The organism is Paenibacillus sp. AGC31 (assembly GCF_057334655.1).
Map to the genome: position 1 here is coordinate 199,433 of NZ_JBHFJH010000032.1, position 24,030 is coordinate 223,462.

Consider the following 24,030-nt stretch of genomic DNA (forward strand, 5'->3'; position numbering starts at 1 on the left):
TGATAATATAACTTTAGATTATGTAATTGACGTGGAAGAGGTGTAAACATGAATCTGCATGGATTACGATTATTTCATGCCATCGTGAGATATGGCGGGGTCACTCGTGCCGCAGAGGAACTAAATATTAGTCAGCCAGCAGTATCTTCTCAGGTGAAGAAGTTTGAACGTGAATTGGGAATCCAGCTTTTTGTTTCGGAGGGAAGAAGACTGGTGCTTACGGATGCGGGGATACAGTTGACAGGTTATGCGGAACGTCTGTTCATGCTGGAGCAGGATGTCGAGAATTTTGTGCAGGATTTTCGGGAGGGCAAGAAAGGACTGATCCGTCTTACGGCAACCTACTTGCCTTCGAATTTTCTGCTGCCGGGCTGGATTGCGCGGTTTAAGCAAATGCACGAGGATGTGGAGATTGTTGTTAGCACAACCAACACCCGGATGGCATTTGACCAATTACTTCGTTATGAGGCAGAGATTGCAGTGTATGGTGGAAGTGGCATTACACATGCAGGTGTCCAATGGGATGAATTGTTTGACGATGAGATGTGGTTTGTTGTGCACCCTGACCATCCGTATGCGGGCAAAGAAATCGAGCTGCATGAGATGATGGCGGAGCCGTTTATCATGCGCGAAGAAGGCAGTGCCACGCGTGAGCGACTCGTTTCCCTTTGCACAACAAATAACCTGGCCGCTCCCCGCATTGCGCTTCAGTTCAACGGGCTGAACGAAACGATTAGTGCGGTGAAGGCAGGTTATGGGGCCAACTTTATATCTTCTTTGGTTGTGAACGAAGATGTGCAGCAAGGCAGGCTGGCACGTGTGTTTGTTCGAGGTGTACAGCTGAGAAATACGGTTGCCGTATGTACACGAGCCGGGGAGGTATTATCACCTGCTGCACAGCATCTGGTCAAGCTTATCCGCCAAGAAGCTGCTTTGATGAAATAAATAGCGTGATTGTACTTAAAATAACTTAAAGTCCATGTTCAAAAAGACCAGTTTTCAGTATCCTAAAGTGGATTTTTGCACAGCCTCTTGAATGGACAGATTGCTTCTTCTACTATTAACTTTTATTAACTTTCGCTTTGTTGTGAAGTTCCCCATGCATGTAATCGGGCGTATAGGGTTACGCCGCCAATGATCAGGACAGGAATCCAGACTGCAATCATGGGCACACGGTGGAATAACAATGCGGCTGCAATGACGCCGATCAAATAGATGACAACAGCACCTGCACGAAGGTAGGCGTCTGTGGACAAGGCTTTGGTTAACGATCGGATATTCGCATGTCGCAGCTTTTTGAGGATGTTTACGGTATCCTCAACCACAGCGGCCAAATTATTGGTGAGCACGGTTGTTGAGATGCCAGCAATTCCAATGCGGCGTGCCGCAGTTGTTTGCATCCCCATTGCAACGGCTAGGATGACAATTAACAGATAAGACAGTTGTTCTGAAAATGGACTAATCATGGCGATCGCGAACAGCAGGAGCAATATGCTTTCAACAGTAAATACGGCTGTGACCTTAGAAGACCAGCCATTTTTGGTCTGCACAGGTCCAACCATATGTGCTGCAATGGCATTGCCAGTAATAAAACCAATGAGAGCAAGCAGTGACCGCAGCACGACAAATTCCTGAGCACGGGCAATGGCAATACCCAACAAAACAATATTTCCCGTCATATTGGCTGTGAGCACATGCCCCAGTCCCAGATATCCGATCAGGTCCACCATTCCGGCAGACATACAGAGAAGCAACATGGCGTATTTTTGGAGGGTGCTTTGATTCATCCTATCCGTCCTTTCAAAAAAACGTAGCTCCTCCAGTATACAGCCATAACCCATGCATCTTCAAAATGAAATTCATCGCGCAAGATTTAAGGTGCAGCGAGCCAATCAAACATATTGTTAACCGCTGACTGATGTATTTTCTCGTGAAAATGATGATCCTGCCCGCCATAAGCGTGAAATGTGACATCCGCACCTCGGCGTTTAAGCCAGTGATACATTCGGGTGCCATGACTGTAATTCACCTGTGTATCCGATGTGCCATGCATGATTAGCACGGGACAAGATAGTTTGTTCGCTTTTGACAAGGGAGAACGGGCGAGATAAGCTTCCGGAACTGCGCGTGGGGAGCCACCCAGCACCCGTTTCAATGTGCGCCTCAGGTCGGTTCGCTCATGGTAAGTGCGTTCCACATCGGCGACACCGCTCCAAAGAACTAACTTATGTACTCTGTCCAGTCCCTCATTATAGGCAGTTGCGGTATGTACAGCATTAATGGCTCCACGGGAGAACCCCATTAACGATATCCGAGTCGGATCGACAAAAGGTAATCGTTTCATCAACCGGTAAGCGGCATGCACATCTTCGGCATCTTTCCCGCCATACTCGTCACGACCTTCACCTCCTTCGTTGCCACGATAGGATGGAGCGAACACGATATAACCTTTATGTACAAATTGCTCAAGCCAAACGGTATTTACCCCGCCATAGCTGCCAAGTCCGCCGCGACAATAGATCAGCACAGGCCACTGTTCCTGTGTGTGAGCGATATCATGCATTCTGGCAGAAGGGTAGTGGCTGGCGAGCGGTTGCAAATGTAGAGACTTATGTATGGAAGCGAATTCCGGAAAGGCAGAGGAGACAGAGCCGGAATGAGAAGTTTCATATGTCGTGATATCAGGTAATGAACAACCTTGTGGCAGGTATAAATAAGCTTTAACCCGAAGTGTATCGGATGAATACGTCACTTGATAGAGCAGGAAAATCCACCTCTTTTATTAATAATTGCGGGCCAAATGACAGGGATGTTTCTATAGGATGCGCGTAAAATAACTTCCCATACCTTCCAGGCAGAATCGCCAGCCCAAATGTGAGAAATTCGTTTATTGGCTCCATATGATTTATAATGGTTCAGGAGACCTGTGGATTGACCGCTTGTTCTCATATTCATAAAACTAATTTTAGTGTGCAGAAAGAAAGGGAGAAAGCCATGATGAACGCTCCACATCCAATCGATCAATTCAAGAAATTCAAATATGAAATTACCAGATTTATGATGATCTATAAATTTGCTCTGGATCAAATGGAGACCAAGATTGAAGTCCTGAAGGAAGAATTCCAGTCTTTGCATGATTACAGTCCAATTGAGCATACAAAGTCCAGACTGAAATCTCCTGAGAGCATTATGAATAAGATGTTCCGCAAAAATCATGAGTTAACGTTTGAGAGCATCAAGCAAAATATCAAGGATATCGCCGGGGTACGGATTACATGTTCTTTTATCTCGGATATCTATCGCATTAAGGATATGCTGTGCAACCAGAGTGATCTGCGTGTACTGGAGGTCAAAGACTACATCGAGAATCCAAAGCCAAACGGCTACCAAAGCCTTCACCTTCTGGTGGAAGTGCCTGTGTACATGTCCAATGGTGAGGAACGAGCATGTGTGGAGATTCAGATCCGTACAATCGCGATGGATTTCTGGGCGAGTCTGGAGCATAAGATTTTTTATAAATACAATAAGGATGTTCCCGAGCATTTGACGAGAGAGTTAAAGAGTGCGGCAGATTCGGCAAATGCGCTGGATCAACAGATGGAGCGACTTCACCGGGAAATTCAGGAGATCAAGGACGCGGATAACGAGCGGGATGAAGAAGAATTACGCCGTATTATTATTAACAATCAACAGTTCACACTGCCGTCCAACCTGCTCAAGCTGCTGGGTAGCGGGGAGTAGTATTTGATGAAAAGTACAACAGCTTCATTGAACACGAACTCTACATCTCGTGTACGGATGGCTTTAATTCTGGGGACACTGTCGGCCTTTGGGCCGTTGTCCCTGGATATGTATTTACCCGCGTTGCCCACGCTGGCTGATGAGTTTGGTTCTTCTACTTCGTATGCTCAACTCAGTCTGACGGCTTGTATGATTGGACTTGCGGTTGGACAGTTGCTTGCCGGACCTCTAAGTGATGTACGTGGTCGGCGAACACCGCTCATTGCAGGGCTTGTGCTCTATACGATCGCCTCCATACTTTGCCTGGTTAGCCTGACGATGGGCTCTTTTGTTGTGCTGCGGTTCATTCAAGGAGTAGCTGGAGCGGCAGGGATTGTCATCTCGCGCGCAATCGTCAGAGACGTATATTCGGGCCCAGAACTGACACGGTTCTTCTCTCTGTTAATGCTGATTAACGGCGTAGCCCCGATTGCTGCACCAATCATTGGTGGACAATTGTTGACGTATACGTCGTGGCGCGGCGTATTTATTATGCTTAGCCTCATCGGTATACTGACGTTGTTGGCTGTCATTTTCGGTCTCGGGGAGACACTGCCTTCCAACCGCAGATCAAGCGGGGGACTGAAGCAGACATTAATTACGTTTCGCCAAATCGCAGGGGATCGTCAGTTTATGGGTTATGCGTTGACCCAGGGTTTCGTAGCGGCTGGCATGTTTGCCTACATATCCGGTTCACCGTTTGTGCTTCAGAAGATATACGGGGTATCCCCGCAAATGTTCAGTGTATGCTTCGCCATTAACGGGGTAGGCATTATTCTGGCCAGTCAGGTTGCTGGCAGACTTGCAGGTAAGGTATCTGAAACCCGGCTGTTAATCGCGGGGCTGCTAACCGCGGCGCTCGGAGGAACTTCACTGCTCATCGCCATTCTGGCCGGAGGTAATCTGATCTCTGTGCTGATTCCGTTATTTCTGGTGGTATCCAGTGTTGGGTTGGTCAATACCGCGTCCTTCGCCTTGGCAATGGCCAATCAGGAGAAATCGGCAGGCAGTGCGTCTGCACTTATTGGTGTGATGACGTTCCTGTTCGGAGGTATTGTCGCTCCCCTCGTAGGTCTTGGGGGAGAAGGAACAGCTGTGCCAATGGGAATCGTTATTGCGTGTGCTGATCTCGGTGCCTTGGTGATTTATTTCCTAATGGTCAGTAGAGGTAGGAAGCGCCAGAACAATTAAGTATTGAGTTAAATGCACTGATTCTGCACAACCTTGCGTTTATGGAGTCTTAATAGTGTAAAGTGACTTTGGGTTAAAAGAACGAAAAAGAGCCTTATTTGGAAGGAATCATGCTTCCAAATGAGGCTCTTGCTGTAGGTAAGGACAGGTTTAACAGAGCGCAAACAAAATCTGTGTATTGGACAGTATACCTGGCGTGAGGAATGGATAGAAGTACCCCACCACAAAACCAAACAGATTAATCGCAGGCCACATCAGGTAGACATCATTGTATGTGAAGACAAGGGACCACCGGTTATAACAAAAGTTGGGCAGCGCACGTTCTTCGTTATCTCGTGGTGCCGCTGCACCAGTCTGTGCAAATTGCACAGCTTGAGTGAGGTTTTGCGGCTGTTGCTGGAGGAAGAGCGGAAGCAGACCCGGGCTGCTTTTGATCAGGTTATACAGAAAAAGCATCTCTGCCGGAGGCTGACCTACCGGACGAGGATAGGCACTAAGCAGGGTGGGCAGGTTTCCTTGAGTCAGTTGCGTAGGTACACCCGGTGCTGTACCCGGGATTGTACCTGGAATGCCTCCGGGGATATACGGACCGGGTACTCCGCCTGGAATGTATGGAGGATAGGAGCCTTGACCGCCAGGTATACCCGGAAACGTCGGACCACCCGGTGTGCCGCCACCGCCACCTCCCGGGAACAGTGGAGGCAATTGAAATGAACGGTCTTCTCCATAACTTAGATAAGGGTTATATTCGTAATACATGTACAGAACATCCTTCCTGTCGTCGTATTCTGCATTCAGCATATGGCGGCATCCGCCTATATGTGAGTGCCGTCAAGAAGATTGTATATGATCAACTCGTCGCATAATCGGATTGACAACTGAACTGATAACAATTATCATTGTCAATGAAATCGGACAAATGTACATACGGATATTATATGTATCAATATTTTTGAACATTAAAATCTGTCACAATAACGCCGAATAAGGTTTTTATAATGAAATGAGAGGGGTTAACAAATTGCTTAAGAAAAATAGAAAGATGATCATACTTCTGATTACGGTGATGGTTATGTCCATCTGGTTGGCCGCGTGTGGTACAAAAACGGCTGAGAATGGAGCAGCAGGAGAGAACGATACAACAACGGAGACAGAGACACAAACAGAATCCGCTACAGAGCGCACATTAACAGATGCAATGGGACACGAGGTTACCATCCCGGCTAATCCGGAGCGCATCATCGCCTCTTATCTGGAAGACCATCTTGTTACACTCGGTGTTAAGCCAGCAGCACAATGGGCCATCAACAACGGCAGTGGTTTGCAGGATTATCTGCAAACCGATCTGAATGGCATACCTGGTATTGCAAGTGATCTACCTTTTGAAGCCATGGCCAGTTTCTCACCAGACCTGATTATTATGGGTTCTGAAAGTACAGTTGAAGGGGAGAAATACGAACAGTACAACAAAATTGCCCCTACTTATGTACTCGGAGATGAGGTCAACAAGGACTCGCGTCAGGCTCTGCTCAAGATCGGCGAGCTTCTGAACAAATCGGATGTAGCGCAGAAGGCGCTTGACGATTATGATGCCAAGGCAAAGGAAATCAAAGAAAAAGTAACTGCTGTTACTGGAGGAACAAAGTCGGCCGCAGCGTTGTGGTTGTTCAATAACAAGTTTTATGTTGTAAGCAACAATGTTTCCAGTGGTGAAGTGATGTACAACGAACTTGGACTTGCAGAGCCTAATGTTGTGAAGGAAGCATCTGCGAAGGCAACGGGTAACTGGTCTGAGATTTCATTGGAGAAGATCGCGGAAATGGACGCAGACTATCTATTCCTGGTGAACAGTGACAAGGGAGCAGGCTCAGAAGCGCTGAAAGATGCCGTATGGCAGAGCATTCCTGCTGTAAAGACAGGTAATGTCTTTGAATTCACCCGGTCCAGTAGCTGGTTGTACAGCGGAGTTCAAGCGAACCTTCAAATTATGGAAGACATTCAGAACAGCATTGTTAAATAAGAAATAGTCGGTATGAAAAAACATGTTCCTACTTCCTGGTGCAATCGCACCAGGGAGTTTTTTTGTTAATTCAGCATTTTACGTTATATAATAAATATGAGTGTGTTATCGTGTCCTGAAGTGAAATTGACACTTGTTACACGAGCATGGAAGGGGATATTTACATATGTATACATTGGATCCACGTGAAATAACGGGAAGAGACAATTATAAACTGATGAGTGGTTCGGTGGTACCACGTCCAATTGCTTTTGTGACGACACTCTCAGATGAGAATGGTGTAATTAATGCGGCGCCGTTTAGTTTCTTTAATGTGGTTAGTTCGGACCCGCCGTTGTTATCCATATCCATTGCACGTAAAGACGGTATCATGAAAGATACTGCACGTAATGTGCTTGCTCATCAAGAACTGGTCGTGCATATCTGTGATGAAGCAATCATAACAGAAGTCAATGAAACAGCAGCCATACTGGAACCCCACGAAAGTGAGCTTGAGCGGACAAAACTTACTACAGTGCCAAGTACCAAGGTTGCTGTGCCAGGAATTCAGGAAGCACTCATTCGGATGGAGTGTGAGCTGTATCAGCACATTCCGATAACGAATGATGAGGGCAAACCGGTGAGTGACCTGCTGCTGGTACGCATTGTACAGTATCATTTCAGCGAACAAGTCTACAATCCGGACAAGGGCTATATCCTGATGGACCATTTGAAACCAGTCAGCCGACTGGCGGGTAATGATTATGCCAAGCTTGGGGAGAGATTCACAGTGATTCGACCTGAATAGTTCTGAAAGATCGAATATGTAATATAGGAATGGGTTTAATCCTGTAGCAAAGGCGGACAGCACGTGCGAAACTCGCATATGTTGTCCGCCTTTGCTTGTTAATATGAACATAAACCGGACAGGGAGTGAATAGACTTGTACTATATCCTGCACACATGTCATATGAACCTATTTTATATATAGGTTGTTTAAAAAGCCTGCTTTTGAACACGTACGATATAGGAGGTTAAGCCGATGAACCAGCTTGAGGCAAATACTGGGGCAAGTATTATGGGAATAGGAACGGCATGGCCTGCCCACCGTATTGAGCAAAAGGATGTGTCTGCCCGTCTCGCGCAAGCGCTGGAACATGAGCCGGATGCGAGAAGGTGGGCCAAACGGATCTTTAATCAGTGCGGTGTGGAGACTCGTTATACGTGTGAACCGAATCTGCTTGAGCCTGTTGATTCTTGTCGATATTTACCCTTTACCAATGCGGAGGAGGTTCCGACTACATCCGAGCGTATGGGCAAATACAAAGCCGCTGCTGTTCCACTTGGTCTGGAGGCGGCCGGACAGGCCCTTCAGGATGCAGACGTAATCTCCTCGGAAATTACACATCTCATTACGGTGAGTTGCACGGGGCAATTCCTGCCCGGACTTGATGTTCGGCTGATCCAGCAGCTTGAATTGTCACCGCAGATCAACCGGATTCCACTGGTGTTTCAAGGATGTGCAGCCGGTCTGAAGGCGATCCAACTGGCGAATTCAATCGTAACGACAGATCAGAAAGCTACGGTTCTCATCGTGTGTGTGGAACTATGCACACTTCACTTTCAGCCATCTGCCAAACGGGACGACCTGTATGCCGCATCGTTTTTCGGAGACGGAGCCTCTGCCTGTGTTATTGGTGCATCCGGAACAGACCGCAATGAATGTTTTCGACTGGGCCGAGGGCACTCAACGCTACTCCCGGATTGTGCAGAAGAAATGATCTGGGAAGTGGGCAATACAGGCTTTGATCTCTACCTGTCACCACAGATTCCGAAGCTGCTTGGTTTGCATCTCGGTCCAGAGGTAGAACGGTTGCTGGAGGGGAGCGGTTTACCGGAAATATGGGCGATCCATCCGGGAGGCAGAGGCATCGTGGATGCCATTCAGAAGCTGTATCAGTTGACAGATGAGCAGGTCTCCTACAGCCGAAACATCCTGCGGGATTATGGCAACCTGTCGTCCGTGACGATTCTTTTTGTTCTTCAAGCGATCCGCGAGGATTACAGACAGAAGGAAGAGCATTCCAGTGGGATAGCGCTGGCCTTTGGCCCGGGATTAACAGCAGAGTTACTTCCTTTTACATACATCCCTGCCCCCATAGCGAACAGAACACCTGTGAATCATGGCATTCAATAGTTCACGAACCCGAGTGAAGGAGATATACACCGCAAGTGTATGAACGTGCTTATGATCTTACCCTTGCCAATGAATATAATCGAATGACTAATCTGATCGCAGAGGAGCTAAGGTATGGGTTATCGCAGACTTGCTGCCTTCATCAGCCGATATCCGCGGTTCATTATTCTCTGCTGGGTATTTATCATCGGGATGTCAGCGGTCTGGGCGTGGAAGTTACCTGACATTGTTCAGGATCACGGCTTAAAACGGGTTCACGGGGATGCGCAAGCGGTTGAACTTGTTCTGGAGGACGAATTCGGATCTCCTGCTGATCCGGTTATTCTGGTTTTTGAGAAAAAGGAAAATACCTCACCGTTACAGTTCCGGCAGTGGATCAAGGATCGTTTGACACAGGTCCAAGTGCTGCCTGCAGTAACCTCTATCACGTCCCCTCTGGATGCTAGCGAAAGGTTAACGCTTCAAGACCAAAGGGCATATGCCCTTGTGAAAATGGATGTGCTCGCGCATCAGATGGGTCCTCCGCTGGAGCAGTTGCGCGCCGTACTGGCAACAGACGGTCCAGGTACGGTGCGATTGACGGGAAAGGCAGTCGTCCAGCAGGATGTCAATCATCTGAGCTTTCGTGATCTGGAACGGGCAGAGATGGTGGGACTGCCGATTGCCCTGGTCATTTTGTGTTTTGCATTCAGGGGGCTATATGCCGCGTTGATTGCTGTCATGATGGGGATCAGTGCTGTAATTACCGCTATGGGAGTTACGTCACTCCTTGGTTATCATCTGGAATTGTCCAACTTTATCATTAATGTGATTCCCATGGTGGGCATGGCACTGAGTATAGACTTTGCCCTGATCATCCTGAGCAGGTACAGGGAAGAACTTCAGCACGTCTACGAAGATGAAGGCAAAGCTAACGTTACGGGTAGCAGCCTGGATATGCAGAGCGAGGTTTTGCGGAGTGAGATTCTTCAGCGAACATTGCGTACAGCAGGCAGAGCAGTGTTGTTCTCGGCAGCTTGCGTGCTCCTTGGGCTGCTGGGTCTGCTCTGGATCAGACTGCCGATGTTTCTAAGTGTCTCCTTGGGGGCCATTATTGTTCTACTCCTGTCGCTACTGTTAAATGTTACGCTGCTGCCAGCTCTCCTGTCACTGTCTGCGGATCGGGTATTCAGGCGAAAGTTAGTCCATTGGTTACCCAGACGCTCGGTCTGGCATCGATGGTCAGCAATGGTCATGAAACGACCCGTCAGTATGGCCATTGGAGGTACGGTTGTGCTTCTCCTGTGTGTTTATCCAGTAACCCGGCTGGAACTGTCCGTCCCGGATGCCTCTTCACTGCCAGAGAGAATGGACTCCCGCCAGGCAGCAGAGCAGTTGCAACATGATTTGGGGCAAAAGAATACCTCCGCCATCGAGATCGTGATTGGCGGACAGCAGGAACTGTTGACTGCCTCTCACTGGCATTTGGCCCACAATAAAGCCCGTCAACTACTGCAGGACTCAGGCGTATTGAGCATTGTTTCACCATGGGGCCTATTACAGCCGAATCAAACTGGCTCGCAAAGCCTTTTTCAAATTCCACCGTCGGCATTAACTCCTTCCATAGAAGGCAAGGAGTCAGCAAGGACGGCATGGCTGCGTTCAACGGTCTCTGATCACTCCATACGGTTGATAGCCAACGTGTACGGGGAGCCCGGGTCGGAGCAGGTCGCAGACTGGCTGGAACAAATGAGGAATAGCGATCATGCACCAGGTTCCAACAACGTAAAACTACGTTATGGTGGGGAAGCTGCCAAGCAGTATGAAATAATGCAGGAAGTCACAAGTCAACTGCCCAAAGTGCTGGTATTTGTAGTGGTCACCAATTATCTTGTGTTACTGGCGGCATTCCGATCGATGCTCATTCCAATCAAGGCAATTGTGATGAATCTGCTCAGCTTAGCCGCTTCATTTGGCATATTGGTGTGGGTGTTCAATGAAGGACATCTAGGTATGGAGCCGTCAGCTATTGCCATTATGATTCCTGTATTCATTGCAGGACTGGTGTTTGGCATATCCATGGATTATGGTGTGTTTATGCTGAGCCGTATTCAGGAAGTGTATAGACGAACCGGAGACAGTGATGTGGCTGTCCAACAGGGATTGGCTTCCACTGGCCGTCTGGTTACCTCCGCAGCGGCAATTCTGCTTGCGGTGACCGTGCCGTTTGCTTTTGCCGAAGTTGCAGGTGTGAGGCAGTTAGGGATCGGAATCACGGCAGCGGTGTTGATTGACGTTACATTAATCCGTCTAATACTGGTACCAGCATTGATGAAATTAATGGGCAGGTGGAACTGGTGGCTGCCAGGTCAGACGAAATGAAGGGTATTTCCGTAACCTGTCTTCAGGTTGGAGATATCCTTTTTTTGGCTAGAAATCATGTGATTCCATTCAAAACAGGCAAACATGTTCAATTCATGGGTGACCTAGATGTTCTATAATGGATGGGATTAATTCCATACAACAGTCTTTTATCTACGTTATCTTATGAAAAACAGGAGGGACACAGGCCCATGTCTGATATTGAAGCCTATCTACAACAACAAACGAATCTTCGTGGTCGTTCCGCGTATCATGCAGATCAACCCCTGGAGTTATGGTGCAGTCAGTTACGTACTCGTGTGAAAGAGCGGCTGGGCGGTTTTCCAACGATGGCGGCCACACTGAATCCTGTCTTACTGGAGCGCATTACATGTGACGGATATATTCGGGAGCGGATTGAAATCACGACCTATGCAGGACTTCGCATGCCTGTATATTTATTAATTCCGGGTGATGGAAGCGTTACTGATACAAAGAGACCTGCTATTGTTGCTTGTCATGGGCATGGCTACGGTAGCCGAGAGATATCGGGCATGGAACCGGATGGATCGCCACGGACAGGAGAGCCCGGATTACACAAGGACTTTGCAGTAGCTCTTGTGAAGCGTGGATATGTGGTTGCGGCTCCAGAGCTGCTCGGATTTGGTGATCGAAGATTGGAAGAGGACCGCGATGCGCCACCAGGGGTAAGCTCCTGCACGAAGATTGCTGCGCATCTGCTCATGGTGGGGAAGACCCTCGCCGGTCATAGGGTGTATGAAACAACACGTGTATTGGATTATGTATTGACCCGGCCAGAAGTGGATTCGGAGCGAATTGGAAGCATGGGTATCTCGGGTGGTGGGTTGGTGACCGCATTTACAGCCGCGTTGGATGAACGGTTCAGGGCAACTGTAGTAAGTGGTTATGCAAGTACATTCCAGGGCAGCATACTGGATCGGAACCATTGTCTGGACAACTATGTGCCAGGTATCCTGCGTGAAGCGGAGTTGCCGGATCTCATCGGCCTGATTGTGCCTAGGCCACTTTTTGTTGAAGCCGGAAGTGATGATCAGGTGTTCCCAATCCATGCAGCGAGAGAGGCGTATGCCCGTTTGACACACATATATGAGCAGGCGGGAGCATCAGAATCACTGGATGCGGATTTCTTTACAGGTGGACATGAGATTAGCGGTGCGAAGGCTTATGACTGGCTTGATCAAGTGCTGTGAAGCTGAGGCTTATTACCATCTATATAAGTTGAACTAATCATTTACACGATAACGGAGAAGATAGAAAAAACCTGAAAAAGCGAAGCGTTCGCCTTTATCACCGGATTTTCCCTTGAGAAAAGGAAATCGAAAAATCTGGGATAACAGCGATTGGAAGGTTATTCTGTCTTCGTAGTATATTCGAGAGGAGAATTCAGTGATGAAATGGTCAATATCAGTAAAGCTTCTGCTCTGTTTTGTTCTGTTTGCGAGTACAATGGGCATCGGTTTGGGAAGCAGTGGAGGGCAAGTCGCCGAAGCGGCAACGGACAATTACAGATTTGATTTTGGTTCGGGTGCTGTTGAGAGCGGTTACACAGGCGTGTCCGCAGGAGATGCCTATACGCCTACGAAAGGTTATGGCTTCAACACACCTGCACAGATGAGGAATGTGTCTGCCTCAGGAAGCGGGGTTAAGAGTGACGCTGTGCAGTTTCTGACTTACGGCACCAAGAGCACCAATACCTTCAATGTGAATCTGTCCAATGGCCTATATGAAGTTAAAGTGATCCTGGGTAACACCTCCAGAGCGAGTGTAGCTGCAGAAGGTGTGTACCAGATTATTAATATGACGGGCAACGGGGCAACGGACCAATTTCAAGTTCCGGTGACTGACGGGCAATTAAACCTCCTGGTTACGGAAGGAAAGACAGGCACCGCCTTCACACTTAGTGCACTCGAAATCCGAAAGTTATCCAATCAGACCGTTACCAACCGCACAATCTACATTGGTGGTGACTCAACAGTCTGCAATTACTATCCGCTGGGTAGCAGTGTACAAGGAGGTTGGGGACAGCTGTTTCCGTCCTATGTGAACAATTCCACCTTCCAGGTTCGAAATATGGCGGCAAGTGGTCAATTTGCGAGAGGTTTCCGCGATGATGGTCAGATGGAAGCGATTCTGAAGTATATCAAGCCGGGAGATTATTTTATTTTGCAATTCGGAATTAACGATACCAATGCCAAGAATAATACAACGGAGGCACAGTTCAAGGAAATTATGCGGGATATGGTGCGTCAGGCGAAGAACAAAGGAGCAACGGTGATCCTCTCCACGCCTCAGGGCCGGGCAACAGACTTTAATACAGCCAATGTACATCAAGCGGAGAACCGCTGGTACAATCAATCCACACGTGCACTTGCTCAGGAAGAGGGAGTCACCCTTGTTGAACTGAACAAGCTGAGTTCTGCCTATTTCACGTCTATTGGTCCTGCTGCAACACTTGCTCTGTATATGACAGGGGATAGTCTGCATCCGAATCGTCAAGGGGCTGCGGAGCTTGCACGTATTGTGGCTGCGGATCTGAGAAGACAGGGACTGAATGGATTCTGACTTTACTACTTAAACAGTCTGCATAATCACGGCTGATAGGATCCGTGTATGCAAAATAAAAAAAATACCCCCGAGAACAACCCGCGAAACGGGCGGCTGATCCTCGGGGTTATTTGTTATGCCCAGGCTGGGGATTACTCCATCATATCCTTGGCTTCATGGTTCACTTTTTTCCCTTTTAACAAGGGTTCCAATTCATCTTGTACGCTCTGCTCCCACAGGGGTACATCAGTGCGATAGGCGGCCCGTCCGTTCAGATGTCCGGCGACCGGAGCCGTGATGAATACAAACAGGATACCTAACAACAAGCGGGCACTGATATAGTTATCGAAATACCAGAAGTAGAAAAATGTAGCGCTTAATACACAGAACACTCCGAGTGTCATACTTTTGGTTGCGGCATGGGCACGTAGATATACATCAGGCAGACGAATAAGTCCAAATGCGCTGAGTGCACTGAGTAGTGCACCGAGCAGTACGAGTAGACCTATAGCGGTTTCAGTGGCTACTTTAACGATCTCCATCATTTTTGAATACCGCCCCCCGTTCGATATAACGTGCAAATGCCACTGTACTTAGAAAAGCCAAAATGCCAATCAGCAAGATAATATCCAGATAGGCTTGGGTTTGCAGCATCATCGACAGAACGGCAACGATGGCAATCACATTGATACCGATGGTATCCAGTGCCGTGATCCGGTCAGCCATGGATGGTCCCCGAAGCACCCTGTACAAGCAACCCAGAATGGCTAAGGAGAGAATGAGCAATGAGATGAACAACAGCGAGGATAACATTAACGCGTCACCTCCATAATTGCTTTTTCGAATGTATTTTGGATATCATCTCTCATTTTCTGTTCATCCTTGATATCCAGTGCATGAATAAACAGTTTGCGTTGGTTACCCGAGATCTCAAGCGGCAGAGAACCTGGTGTCAATGAGATGAGTAAGCAGAGCAGAGTAACTTCCCAATCCGAGGACAATTGAGTTTTATACGTAAAAATACCGGGCCTTATATCTAACTTTGGCTTGATAATCTGGCGTATAACCTCAATGCTGGCTCGCACCAGTTCCTTGAACAGCAGTGTAATCAGTTTGAAGATGGCCCAGACTCGAACAACATAGAAGCGCTGGGGGAAGAATCTGCGCATCCCCCCGATGAGAAGCAGTCCGAGCAGGTAACCTATGAGAAAACCAACACCATTCCAGGCATTGTTCAGAAACATCCATACAAAAGCAATGATAAGATTCAGTACAATCTGAAAGGCCATAGACATCTACTCCTTCAATACGGCATCAATATAAATATTGGGATGCAGTAGAATATCGCCTGCGCGGGAGGTCAATTGGAACATGCCTTCAGCCCCCACACCCATTACGATGATGAATACAAACAGAATTCCGGCAGGAATCAGAAGGCCGTTCACCGCGTAAGGGCGTCTTGTAACCCCGGCAGGTGGTTCGCCCCAGAACGCTTGTATGAAGATGCGTAGTACCGAATATAACATCAATAAGCTCGAAAGCACCGCAATGCCGGTAAGACCATACAGGCCTGCCTGCAAGCCTCCTTCAAAGAGAAGCAACTTCCCTGGAAATCCACTAAATGGCGGCAAACCTGCCAAGGCAAGTGCGCTGATGAAGAACATCCAGCCGAGCAGCGGATAGCGATGGATCAGCCCGCCCATGTTATCGAGTTTGGATGTTCCGGCAACAGCGATCAAGGCACCGCCGAGCAGGAAGAGCAATGTTTTGATCAACATATCATGCAGCATATAGAAGAGCAGACCTTCCAGTGCAGGGCGACTGGCCGAGGCCATACCAAAAGCGACAAACCCTACACCTGCGACCACGTTGTAGATGAGAATCTTGTTTACATCGCGGTATGAGATCGCACCGATGACACCAAGGACCATCGTTGCACCAGCCATCCATCCGATCAGTGCATGGAAGAAATCCGGATCATGATAGAAGATCAGTGTGAATGTTCGCACAATCGCGTACAAGCCAACCTTGGTTAGCAATCCTGCGAACAATGCAGTGACGACAGCAGGTGGTGCCGCATAAGAGCCCGACAGCCAGAAGAACAGGAACAGTCCGGCCTTGATGCTAAATACGATCAGAAAAAGTACGGCAATCAGGGTAATGACCCCACTTTGTCCCACTTCAGCAATCTTTACCGACAAGTCTGCCATGTTCAGTGTGCCAGTAATGGAGTAGAGGAAGCCGATGGAAGCGACAAACAGTGCTGAAGAAACGATGTTAATCAGGACATATTTGATCGTTTCCCGAAGCTGTCTTTCCGTACCTCCCAATACGATCAGTGCATAAGAAGAGATGAGCATCAGTTCAAAGCTGACAAACAAATTGAACAAATCTCCGGTTAAGAATGAACCGTTAACTCCTGCGATCAGAAAATGAAAGAACGGATAAAAGTGATGCTCTTCCCGCTCCTTGTTCACACTGCGGAACGCATACAGCAGACACGCCAGTGCAATGATGGAAGCGGCAACGACAAGTAGCGCCGAGACCATGTCTGCAACAAGCACAATACCATAGGGAGGTGCCCATCCACCCATATTAAGCGTTAGAACTCCAGTCTGAGCTACCCGCGTAATGAGTATCGTTGAGACCGCTGCTGTAAACAAAAGTCCAATGACACTAATGATCCGCTGGATATTTATTTTTCGGAAAAATAGCAGGGCCAGAACACCTGTAATCAAAGGCAACAGAATGGGCAGAACGACGAGATTATTCATATGGGCGCCCCCTTACTTCTTCCATATCGTCTGTTTTCAGCTTCAGATAAGAACGATAGGAGAGAACAAAGAAGAACGCAGTGAGTCCAAAATTAATAACAATCGAAGTGAGTATCAAAGCCTGAGGAAGAGGATCGACATAACGTTCAGCCATCTCCCCAAGCAGTGGTGGTGCCCCGGTTTTGAGACGTGACATGGTGATCAAGAGCAGATGCACGCCATGGGTTAGTATGGACATGCCTAGTACGATACGGAGCAGGCTCCGCGACAAGATTAAAAAGACGGCAACCGCAAACAGAATGCCAACGGCTACACACATCAATATTTCCATATCAGCGATCCTCCCCGATCTGTAGAATGATGGTCATGGTGACACCCAGGACAGCGAGATACACGCCAAGATCAAATAGCATGGCCGTGGCGAGTTCTGTCTCTCCCAGCAAAGGAAGTTCGAAATAGCCGAAGGTTTGACTTAGGAACGGGACTCCGAATATAAATGAACCCGCACCTGTAAGTAAGGCTATACCCAATCCGATTCCTGTTAGAATACGGAAGTCAACCGGTAACGCTTTGCGTATCGTATCTGTACTGAATGCCAGAGCAATCAATACGAGTGCTGCCGCTGTTACCAAGCCGCCGATGAAACCTCCGCCCGGATTGTGGTGACCTGCAAAGAAGAGGTGCATGGCAAACGTCAGTATGATGAACACAACGACTTTGGTGGTCGTTTGCAGCAATACATCATTACTCTGCAAGGGGACGGTATCCCACGAGGATGAGCTGCGTTCCCGGTTACCATACTTTTTCGTATTGTCCGCTTCATCATCCAGAGCAGGTTCGGAATCCTGTATCTCGTCCTTCTTACGGAACTTCAAGCGGGCTCCGAGGTCTTTCGCTTCGAGGTTCAGATTAATCATGGAGTAGATGGATAATGAAGCAACGCCAAGCACCATAATCTCCAATAACGTATCGAAGCCACGGAAATCTACCAGCAACACGTTCACGACATTTTTACCACCAGCCGAGTCATACGCTTCCTGAAGGAAAAAGGTTGAAATGCTGTCCAGTGATGCTGTTCCGCTTGCGGCCAATGCAACAAAAGTCATGACGATCCCGACTGCAATCGCTACGATCATATTTACCGTGAGATAACTGCGGCTTGATTTGCCACGTTGAAGCTCAGGCAGATGGTAGAAGCAGAGCAGGAACAATGCAACGGACACGGTCTCAACAATCATCTGTGTCAACGCCAGATCCGGTGCCCGGAAAAGTACAAACAGCAGGGTTACGAGGTAACCAACTGCTCCGGTCATAATGACTGCCGACAGTCTGTTCTTGGCAAAAGGAATCGAAACTGCAGCACCGATGAGCGTGACTAGCAGTACCACCTCATAGAATGAGTAAGGTGCATTGCCCTGCAGATTCCAGGTAATATTTTCACCTGAACGGAAGAAGGCATAGACCAGCAACGCGACCGTGAATGAGAAAATGTAAACGAGATAATTACGAACCGAGCCATTCATATAGGCTTCCGTCCATTTGCGTGCATAATGCTGGAGATTATCCAGTACGACATGGTACATATTGTTAATCGTTAATCCTTGTGGATAGTGCTCATAAATATTCCTCCATCGTGGCAACAGCTTGTAGAGAGTGATTCCGAGAATCACAACTCCGATCGTCATAATCAGTTCCGGAGTCCATCCATGCCACAGGGAGAAATGTACATCGAAGCGCTCATTCCCATTCAAGAGGGATGGAAGCACAGCTGCCATTGCCGGTTCAATCAGTGAACCGGCCAGCAGATTCGGGAAGAGTCCGAATACAATGACAAGAACACCTAGAACAACAGGCGGAATGAGCATGCCAGCGGGCGCTTCGTGCAGCTTCTCGGCAGGGATCTCGCTTTGGCTACGACCGAGGAATGTTTTGAACACGATAATAAGCGCATAGATCAGGGTAAACACACTTGCAAGCCAAGCGAATACCGGCAATAGAACACTCCAGGACCCAAGTCCAAAGATTCGCAGATGCGTGACTTCCACCATCGCCTGGAAGAATAACTCCTTGCTCAGGAATCCGTTGAACGGCGGAATACCCGCCATGGCAAGTGAACCGATCAAAGCCACGGTGAATGTAATTGGCATGAATGAAGCAAGTCCACCGAGCTTTCGAATGTCACGTGTACCCGTTTCATGATCGACAATGCCTACGACCATAAACAGAGCGGCCTTGAAGGTCGCATGATTAAACAGGTGAAGCAGTGCAGCGGTTATTGCCACGGTATACATCGCAGAGGATTCGCCATATCCGAAGTAGAGAGCAGCAGATCCAACCCCTAAGAGGGACATGATCAGACCAAGTTGAGAGATGGTCGAATAGGCGAGAATCGCTTTGAGATCGTTTTTTTTCACCGCCAGGAATGATCCATAACACAAAGTCAGAAGACCAACGCCGGTAACGAGCCAGAACCAGAGTCCCTGTCCACCGAAGATTGGTGTAAACCGGGCTACAACGTACAGTCCGGCCTTAACCATGGTGGCTGAGTGAAGATAGGCACTAACAGGTGTCGGAGCTTCCATGGCATCCGGCAGCCAGATATGAAATGGGAACTGAGCTGACTTGGTGAAAGCTCCAATCAGGATCAAGACAAGTGCGGGTAGAAATAATGCGCTCTCCTGAAACTGACCCAATCCTGTAATGGTTGCACGAATACTGAATGTTCCGGTAATGAGATACATCATCATGAATCCGGTAAGCATGGCGAAACCACCAAATACCGTAATCAGGAATGATTTTTGTGCTCCTGAAGTCGAGGCTTTACGTTTGTAATGGAATGCAATCAACAGGAATGACGTAATACTGGTCAATTCCCAGAATCCGTAGAGCACGATCATATTATCAGACAGCACCACGCCCAACATGGCTCCCATGAACATCAACAGATACAGGTAGAAACGGTTCAGCGCTTCTTTCATATCCATGTAGAAGATGGAGTAGAGAACAACGAGGACACCGATTCCGGTGATTAGCAGTGTCAACATGAGGCTCAGACCGTCCAGATACAGATTAAATCCAATGTCCAGTGAAGGAATCCACGGGATATTTCCAGATACGGTATTGCGCTGTGACACAGCGGGTATGAGACTCGCAAAGTATACAAATAATAGTGCCGGGACAAGGAGAACCGGCCATCCCAAATGTTTTTTACGGAAGAAACGATGCAGCATGGCAAGAAAAATGCCAGCGGCAAAAGGCAAAATAACAGCAACATGAAGCAGGCTCAACATTACACCCCCAATGTTTAGTATTTCGATTACTCTCTCTGTGACATACAGGCGCATGATCCTTTGAAGGATATGCTTGCTCTCTATATTCATAACCCAAGTATGTATATACAGAATCGTGTCTATTCTTTGAATGGAAGAAACACGGTGAAGATTTCAGTATAATATTATATGGGCATGTATAATAAAAAAACATACAAGTTCCGATAAATATGAAAACGATTAGGTGACATTCCGTGTACTCTTTGCAGCATAGTTATGTTGAAAGGCAAGATGGTTTCACCGTGTAATGGAGGAAGTAATGTCATTCAAAATTAGAACTGTGCTTACAGTCATCTTTGCTGTGTTATCCTTGCTTGTTACCCTGACGATTGGGTCTATTTTTAGCCAAAAGTCATTTGTTGCTGTAGAGACTGAGATTGGTCACTCGCTTACAGGCACGGCCTCACAGGCTTCGGACAAGCTGGATCGATTCATGTCCGCTCGCGCGGGTGAACTGGACCTGCTGGGCCAAATGGCTTCGTTGGAAGATGGATTCCAACCTGATGAGATTCAGATGCTGCTGGATCAGTTACAAGATAGCTTTCCCTCATTCTCATGGGTTGGATTCATGGACCCGAAGGGAAAAGTGTTAGCTGCCACGGATGGTATCTTGCTTGGGGAAAATTTATCAGAGCGACCTGTGTATCAGGAGGGAATAAAGGGTAAATTCATTGGAGATGTGCATAATGCAGTACTTCTTGCCAAGCTGCTTCCGAATCCAACGGGAGAGCCGCTGCAATTTGTCGATATCAGTTTTCCGCTGAAGGATAGCAAAGAAATGATTCAAGGTGTGCTCGCTGCACATTTAAGCTGGGAATGGGCGAAGGAAGTCGAGGAATCCGTACTTGCCCCATTGAAAAGGGAAGAAAAAGACATTGAGTTTTTTATCGTGAGCAAAAAGGAACATACCGTGCTACTCGGGCCGAAGGAATGGGTCGGTAAACCGTTGGTATTGCCTGGTATCGAAGAGGCCCGGCACAACAAAAGCAGTTGGTCCATTGAAAAGTGGCCTGACGGTAATGAATATGTGACAGGGTTTGCCTACAGCCAGGGCCATCTGGATTATCCCGGATTAGGCTGGACCGTAGTCATTCGTCAAGTCAAGTCGTCTGCTTTTGCTTCTGTGTTTGATCTGATGTGGTTTAATGTGTGGACTGGACTCGCCGTTACTGTGCTGTTTGCACTGATTGGCTGGTTTGTCTCACGTCTGATCTCTGCCCCCCTTGTGCGTCTTACCAGAGTAGCCAATCGACTGCGTGCAGGGGAAGAGCTTGAGATTCCTGCGATTAAGGGAATTAAGGAGATTGAAGTGTTGTCCCGTTCGCTTCGGGATATGCTGACCTCTCTTATGAATAAAGACTCAGAGCTGGTCGTGATGCAGAATCTGGCGCATTTTGATCAGCTGACTAGACTGCCGAATCGGACTGCCCTTGAAGTGTATCTGGAGGAGTCTCTGGAGACCGAAAGTGAAAATCACACGTTGACTTTTCTCTATCTGGATCTCGATGGATTCAAACGGGTCAACGATACACTTGGACATCAGACTGGAGATGTGCTGCTACAGAAAGTGGCCCAGCGACTGTCTGCTCTTGGTCAAGTGAAGGGGATAACCGTCCGATTGGGCGGAGATGAATTCCTGATTGTACTTCAGTCTGTTGGAAGTCATCCGAGGGAAGAAGCCATGGCTTATGCAGAAGCCATCATTCAAAGTCTGAACAAGCCGTTTATTATCGAATACGAGCGAATCCGAATTGGATGTAGCATTGGAGGTGCTGAATATCCAACCAACAGCGACAACCCAAGTGAGATTATTCGGATGGCGGACGAAGCTCTGTATGAGTCCAAACGTTCAGGCAAGAACAGAATGACATTTTATTCCGAGTTGAAGCAGGACCATTAGCGTATAATAACATTAGCTGGGTTATCCCAATCATCTTTGTGCGAATGTACGTATAAACAAGGAGGGGTGAAATGTCTGGAAAATATACAACTGTACCTTATGGTTATGAGCCACCTGCGGCCAGCCGCAAAGGCACACTGACTTTTTATGACTCGTTTGAACATGTAACTAATGAGCAACTCGAGCGTGCCGCTTCAACAGTGGATACCCGTTCATTCGTACAACTTGTGCTGTATCCTTTACACGAGAGTACGTTTAAGCGCATGAGCAAGGAACCGATACGGGCATATTACAAAAGAGAAGACCGCCTGCATGATTGGCGGCGAGAACATCCAACTTCTCGTATACGTGTGGAGGGGCTTGAGGGCAAGAGAAAGAAATATACACCTGTGGATAGCGCGCTGCGCCATATCACTGCGGAATATCCAGCCCCTCACTTTCTTTATTTCACGATAGAGATGGCAAATATGTTTGCTTCATTTGATTCCTTCAAGGATTGGATCAAAGAGCTGCGTCTCATCATTGACGGATCGTCCGAATACCTGCATCCTGGACTGGAGCAAAATCGTCATCGCTGGGAATGGGCGGAATGAAAACATAGACGTATGAAGAAGATTGGCCTGCTGATCGTATTCAGACCCAAAAAAAGTTGTGTTGTACAAACCGGAACTTCGGTGTACAGCACAACTTTTTTATTTATAGTTTCTCTGACAAGGATGAAGTCAGATCAAGTGATGTTACGGTTTTATTTTTACCTGTTCGTTTGGCTGCATACAGACAGGCATCCACTTCCTCGAACAGTTTGTCTTTGGTTAGATTAGGACTGTAGCTTTTGAGACCGATACTCACCGTGACGGAAGCTCCTTCAAGTTCAAGATGGCCCATCAGGGCAATCTTCTGACGAATCTGTTCCACCAAGGCATAGGCCTGCTTGAAAGATTGCTCAAATATCAATAAGGCGAACTCTTCGCCCCCGTACCGTGCTGCAATATCACTTGAGGTAATGGTTTCCTGAATGATCAGGGACACTTTCTCCAAAATGATGTCTCCAACCCGATGACCAAAGGTATCATTAATGGATTTGAAGTCATCAATATCGATCAGGGCCAGGTGCAGACTCATGCCACTGTTGGCATACTCAAATGCTTTTTCATAATAATCCTTGAATGAGCTTTGATTATAAAGGTTGGTTAAACCGTCTGTTTTGGACTGTTTGGTCATAATGGCATTTCGCACAATAAGGTCCTGCTTGGCAAGCATGCTGGCCTCAAGATCATCGAGCACCTCAACGCCGCTGGTTACGATAACCTGTGCTACATATGTGCCTAAGATTAGAAAAGCAGGAATGGATACCATGTCAAATGAAGAAAGGTAGGATCGGTAGGCAGGGTCGAACAGAACGAGAAGGTAACCAATCATCTGCATCAGGAAAACAATCCAGACTCTCTTTTTGCTGAAGAACAGAACTGAAGCGAAGATGGGCAACAGACAGATTGCTAATATAATCCGAATGTCATAGTTGACATAAATAATCGTCCAAGCGATAACCGTGCTGGCTATAGACATGGTGTAAAAGGAATATGAGCTGGAGCGCCGATCAACCCAACTTGCGAACAAAATGCATGAACTGCTGACGGCCGTAGGCCAGAACAGGACATTTATCAAGAAATCTGTAGGTGTGCGATCATACTCCAGATACAGGAAACAGCCAATCTGAATGGCGAAATGTGCAATAATAACAACCCAGTAGGCATGGAGCATTTTTTGAATCCATTTGGAATGTTTGAACTCGTATTCTGTTGGAATATGACTATTGTGAGTATCGAAACCTTTCATATATCACCGCTGACTGCATCATAATGGTACGACAGAATTACTCTCGTATAAGATGATTATAAATCACAATGAACAAAACGCAAATGTATTTAACTGTT

Annotated in this window: 21 protein-coding genes; 11 read left to right on the plus strand and 10 right to left on the minus strand. The window is 47.5% G+C overall.

Features of this window, described 5'->3' with window-relative positions; translation table 11 throughout:
• Positions 1-48 precede the first annotated feature (48 nt).
• Positions 49-945: a LysR family transcriptional regulator gene (locus tag ACE04G_RS20580; RefSeq protein ID WP_036608744.1), complete on the plus strand. Its 897-nt coding sequence runs from the start codon at positions 49-51 to the stop codon at positions 943-945.
• A gap of 125 nt (positions 946-1,070) precedes the next feature.
• On the opposite strand, the gene ACE04G_RS20585 is transcribed toward ACE04G_RS20580, so the two are convergent.
• Both ACE04G_RS20585 and ACE04G_RS20590 read right to left on the minus strand, forming a co-directional pair.
• Positions 1,071-1,787: a YoaK family protein gene (locus ACE04G_RS20585; protein WP_449004435.1), complete on the minus strand. Its 717-nt coding sequence runs from the start codon at positions 1,785-1,787 to the stop codon at positions 1,071-1,073.
• A gap of 86 nt (positions 1,788-1,873) precedes the next feature.
• Positions 1,874-2,563, minus strand: a complete 690-nt coding sequence (locus tag ACE04G_RS20590; RefSeq protein WP_486094687.1) for an alpha/beta hydrolase family protein — start codon at positions 2,561-2,563, stop codon at positions 1,874-1,876.
• Positions 2,564-2,997: 434 nt separating this feature from the next.
• Between ACE04G_RS20590 and ACE04G_RS20595 the strand changes: the two genes are divergently transcribed.
• Both ACE04G_RS20595 and ACE04G_RS20600 read left to right on the plus strand, forming a co-directional pair.
• Positions 2,998-3,741 (plus strand): GTP pyrophosphokinase, encoded by a 744-nt coding sequence (locus ACE04G_RS20595; protein ID WP_036608962.1) that lies wholly within the window; start codon positions 2,998-3,000, stop codon positions 3,739-3,741.
• A gap of 6 nt (positions 3,742-3,747) precedes the next feature.
• Complete coding sequence (locus ACE04G_RS20600) at positions 3,748-4,971, plus strand: multidrug effflux MFS transporter (RefSeq protein ID WP_449004436.1); 1,224 nt, start codon at positions 3,748-3,750, stop codon at positions 4,969-4,971.
• A 150-nt stretch (positions 4,972-5,121) separates the two neighbouring features.
• Here ACE04G_RS20600 and ACE04G_RS20605 read toward each other — a convergent pair whose 3' ends face one another.
• On the minus strand, positions 5,122-5,772 hold the full coding sequence (locus ACE04G_RS20605; RefSeq protein WP_449004437.1) for a hypothetical protein: 651 nt from the start codon (positions 5,770-5,772) through the stop codon (positions 5,122-5,124).
• Between the two features lie 220 nt (positions 5,773-5,992).
• On the opposite strand from ACE04G_RS20605, the gene ACE04G_RS20610 reads away from it, so the two are divergent.
• The 6 genes from ACE04G_RS20610 (at position 5,993) to ACE04G_RS20635 (ending at position 14,111) form a co-directional block, all read left to right on the plus strand.
• Positions 5,993-6,991: an ABC transporter substrate-binding protein gene (locus ACE04G_RS20610; RefSeq protein WP_486094659.1), complete on the plus strand. Its 999-nt coding sequence runs from the start codon at positions 5,993-5,995 to the stop codon at positions 6,989-6,991.
• 166 nt (positions 6,992-7,157) lie between these two features.
• Positions 7,158-7,778, plus strand: coding sequence for a flavin reductase family protein (locus ACE04G_RS20615; protein ID WP_076217035.1), 621 nt, complete (start codon positions 7,158-7,160; stop codon positions 7,776-7,778).
• Positions 7,779-8,012: 234 nt separating this feature from the next.
• The gene (locus tag ACE04G_RS20620) at positions 8,013-9,167 is read left to right on the plus strand and encodes a type III polyketide synthase (protein WP_449004439.1); all 1,155 of its coding nucleotides are present in this window, start codon (positions 8,013-8,015) and stop codon (positions 9,165-9,167) included.
• Positions 9,168-9,281: 114 nt separating this feature from the next.
• Positions 9,282-11,528 carry an MMPL family transporter gene (locus tag ACE04G_RS20625; protein ID WP_449004440.1) on the plus strand — a complete coding sequence of 749 codons (2,247 nt, stop codon included), beginning with the start codon at positions 9,282-9,284 and terminating at the stop codon, positions 11,526-11,528.
• A 191-nt stretch (positions 11,529-11,719) separates the two neighbouring features.
• The gene (locus ACE04G_RS20630) at positions 11,720-12,739 is read left to right on the plus strand and encodes a dienelactone hydrolase family protein (protein WP_339184483.1); all 1,020 of its coding nucleotides are present in this window, start codon (positions 11,720-11,722) and stop codon (positions 12,737-12,739) included.
• Positions 12,740-12,995: 256 nt separating this feature from the next.
• The gene (locus tag ACE04G_RS20635; RefSeq protein ID WP_339185387.1) at positions 12,996-14,111 is read left to right on the plus strand and encodes a rhamnogalacturonan acetylesterase; all 1,116 of its coding nucleotides are present in this window, start codon (positions 12,996-12,998) and stop codon (positions 14,109-14,111) included.
• Positions 14,112-14,245: 134 nt separating this feature from the next.
• Here the strand turns inward: ACE04G_RS20635 and mnhG are convergent, their stop codons facing one another.
• Genes mnhG through ACE04G_RS20665 form a run of 6 tightly spaced genes read right to left on the minus strand, consistent with a single transcriptional unit; the run spans position 14,246 to position 20,154 of the window.
• Entirely contained in the window at positions 14,246-14,638 is a 393-nt protein-coding gene (mnhG, locus tag ACE04G_RS20640; protein WP_221824897.1) for a monovalent cation/H(+) antiporter subunit G, read from the minus strand.
• Entirely contained in the window at positions 14,622-14,906 is a 285-nt protein-coding gene (locus tag ACE04G_RS20645; RefSeq protein WP_017688855.1) for a Na(+)/H(+) antiporter subunit F1, read from the minus strand. The genes mnhG and ACE04G_RS20645 overlap by 17 nt, the downstream gene beginning before the upstream one ends.
• Positions 14,906-15,382, minus strand: coding sequence for a Na+/H+ antiporter subunit E (locus tag ACE04G_RS20650; protein ID WP_047842677.1), 477 nt, complete (start codon positions 15,380-15,382; stop codon positions 14,906-14,908). Before ACE04G_RS20650 ends, ACE04G_RS20645 begins: the two co-directional genes overlap by 1 nt.
• 6 nt (positions 15,383-15,388) lie before the next feature.
• Positions 15,389-16,867: a Na+/H+ antiporter subunit D gene (locus ACE04G_RS20655; protein WP_221824895.1), complete on the minus strand. Its 1,479-nt coding sequence runs from the start codon at positions 16,865-16,867 to the stop codon at positions 15,389-15,391.
• On the minus strand, positions 16,860-17,198 hold the full coding sequence (locus ACE04G_RS20660) for a Na(+)/H(+) antiporter subunit C (protein ID WP_036670645.1): 339 nt from the start codon (positions 17,196-17,198) through the stop codon (positions 16,860-16,862). Before ACE04G_RS20660 ends, ACE04G_RS20655 begins: the two co-directional genes overlap by 8 nt.
• Before the next feature lies 1 nt (position 17,199).
• Positions 17,200-20,154 carry a Na+/H+ antiporter subunit A gene (locus ACE04G_RS20665; RefSeq protein WP_449004567.1) on the minus strand — a complete coding sequence of 985 codons (2,955 nt, stop codon included), beginning with the start codon at positions 20,152-20,154 and terminating at the stop codon, positions 17,200-17,202.
• 301 nt (positions 20,155-20,455) lie between these two features.
• On the opposite strand from ACE04G_RS20665, the gene ACE04G_RS20670 reads away from it, so the two are divergent.
• Positions 20,456-22,096 (plus strand): GGDEF domain-containing protein, encoded by a 1,641-nt coding sequence (locus tag ACE04G_RS20670; protein ID WP_449004441.1) that lies wholly within the window; start codon positions 20,456-20,458, stop codon positions 22,094-22,096.
• A gap of 71 nt (positions 22,097-22,167) precedes the next feature.
• Entirely contained in the window at positions 22,168-22,689 is a 522-nt protein-coding gene (locus ACE04G_RS20675; protein ID WP_449004442.1) for a hypothetical protein, read from the plus strand.
• A gap of 103 nt (positions 22,690-22,792) precedes the next feature.
• On the opposite strand, the gene ACE04G_RS20680 is transcribed toward ACE04G_RS20675, so the two are convergent.
• On the minus strand, positions 22,793-23,932 hold the full coding sequence (locus tag ACE04G_RS20680; protein WP_221824887.1) for a GGDEF domain-containing protein: 1,140 nt from the start codon (positions 23,930-23,932) through the stop codon (positions 22,793-22,795).
• Between the last annotated feature and the right edge of the window lie 98 nt (positions 23,933-24,030).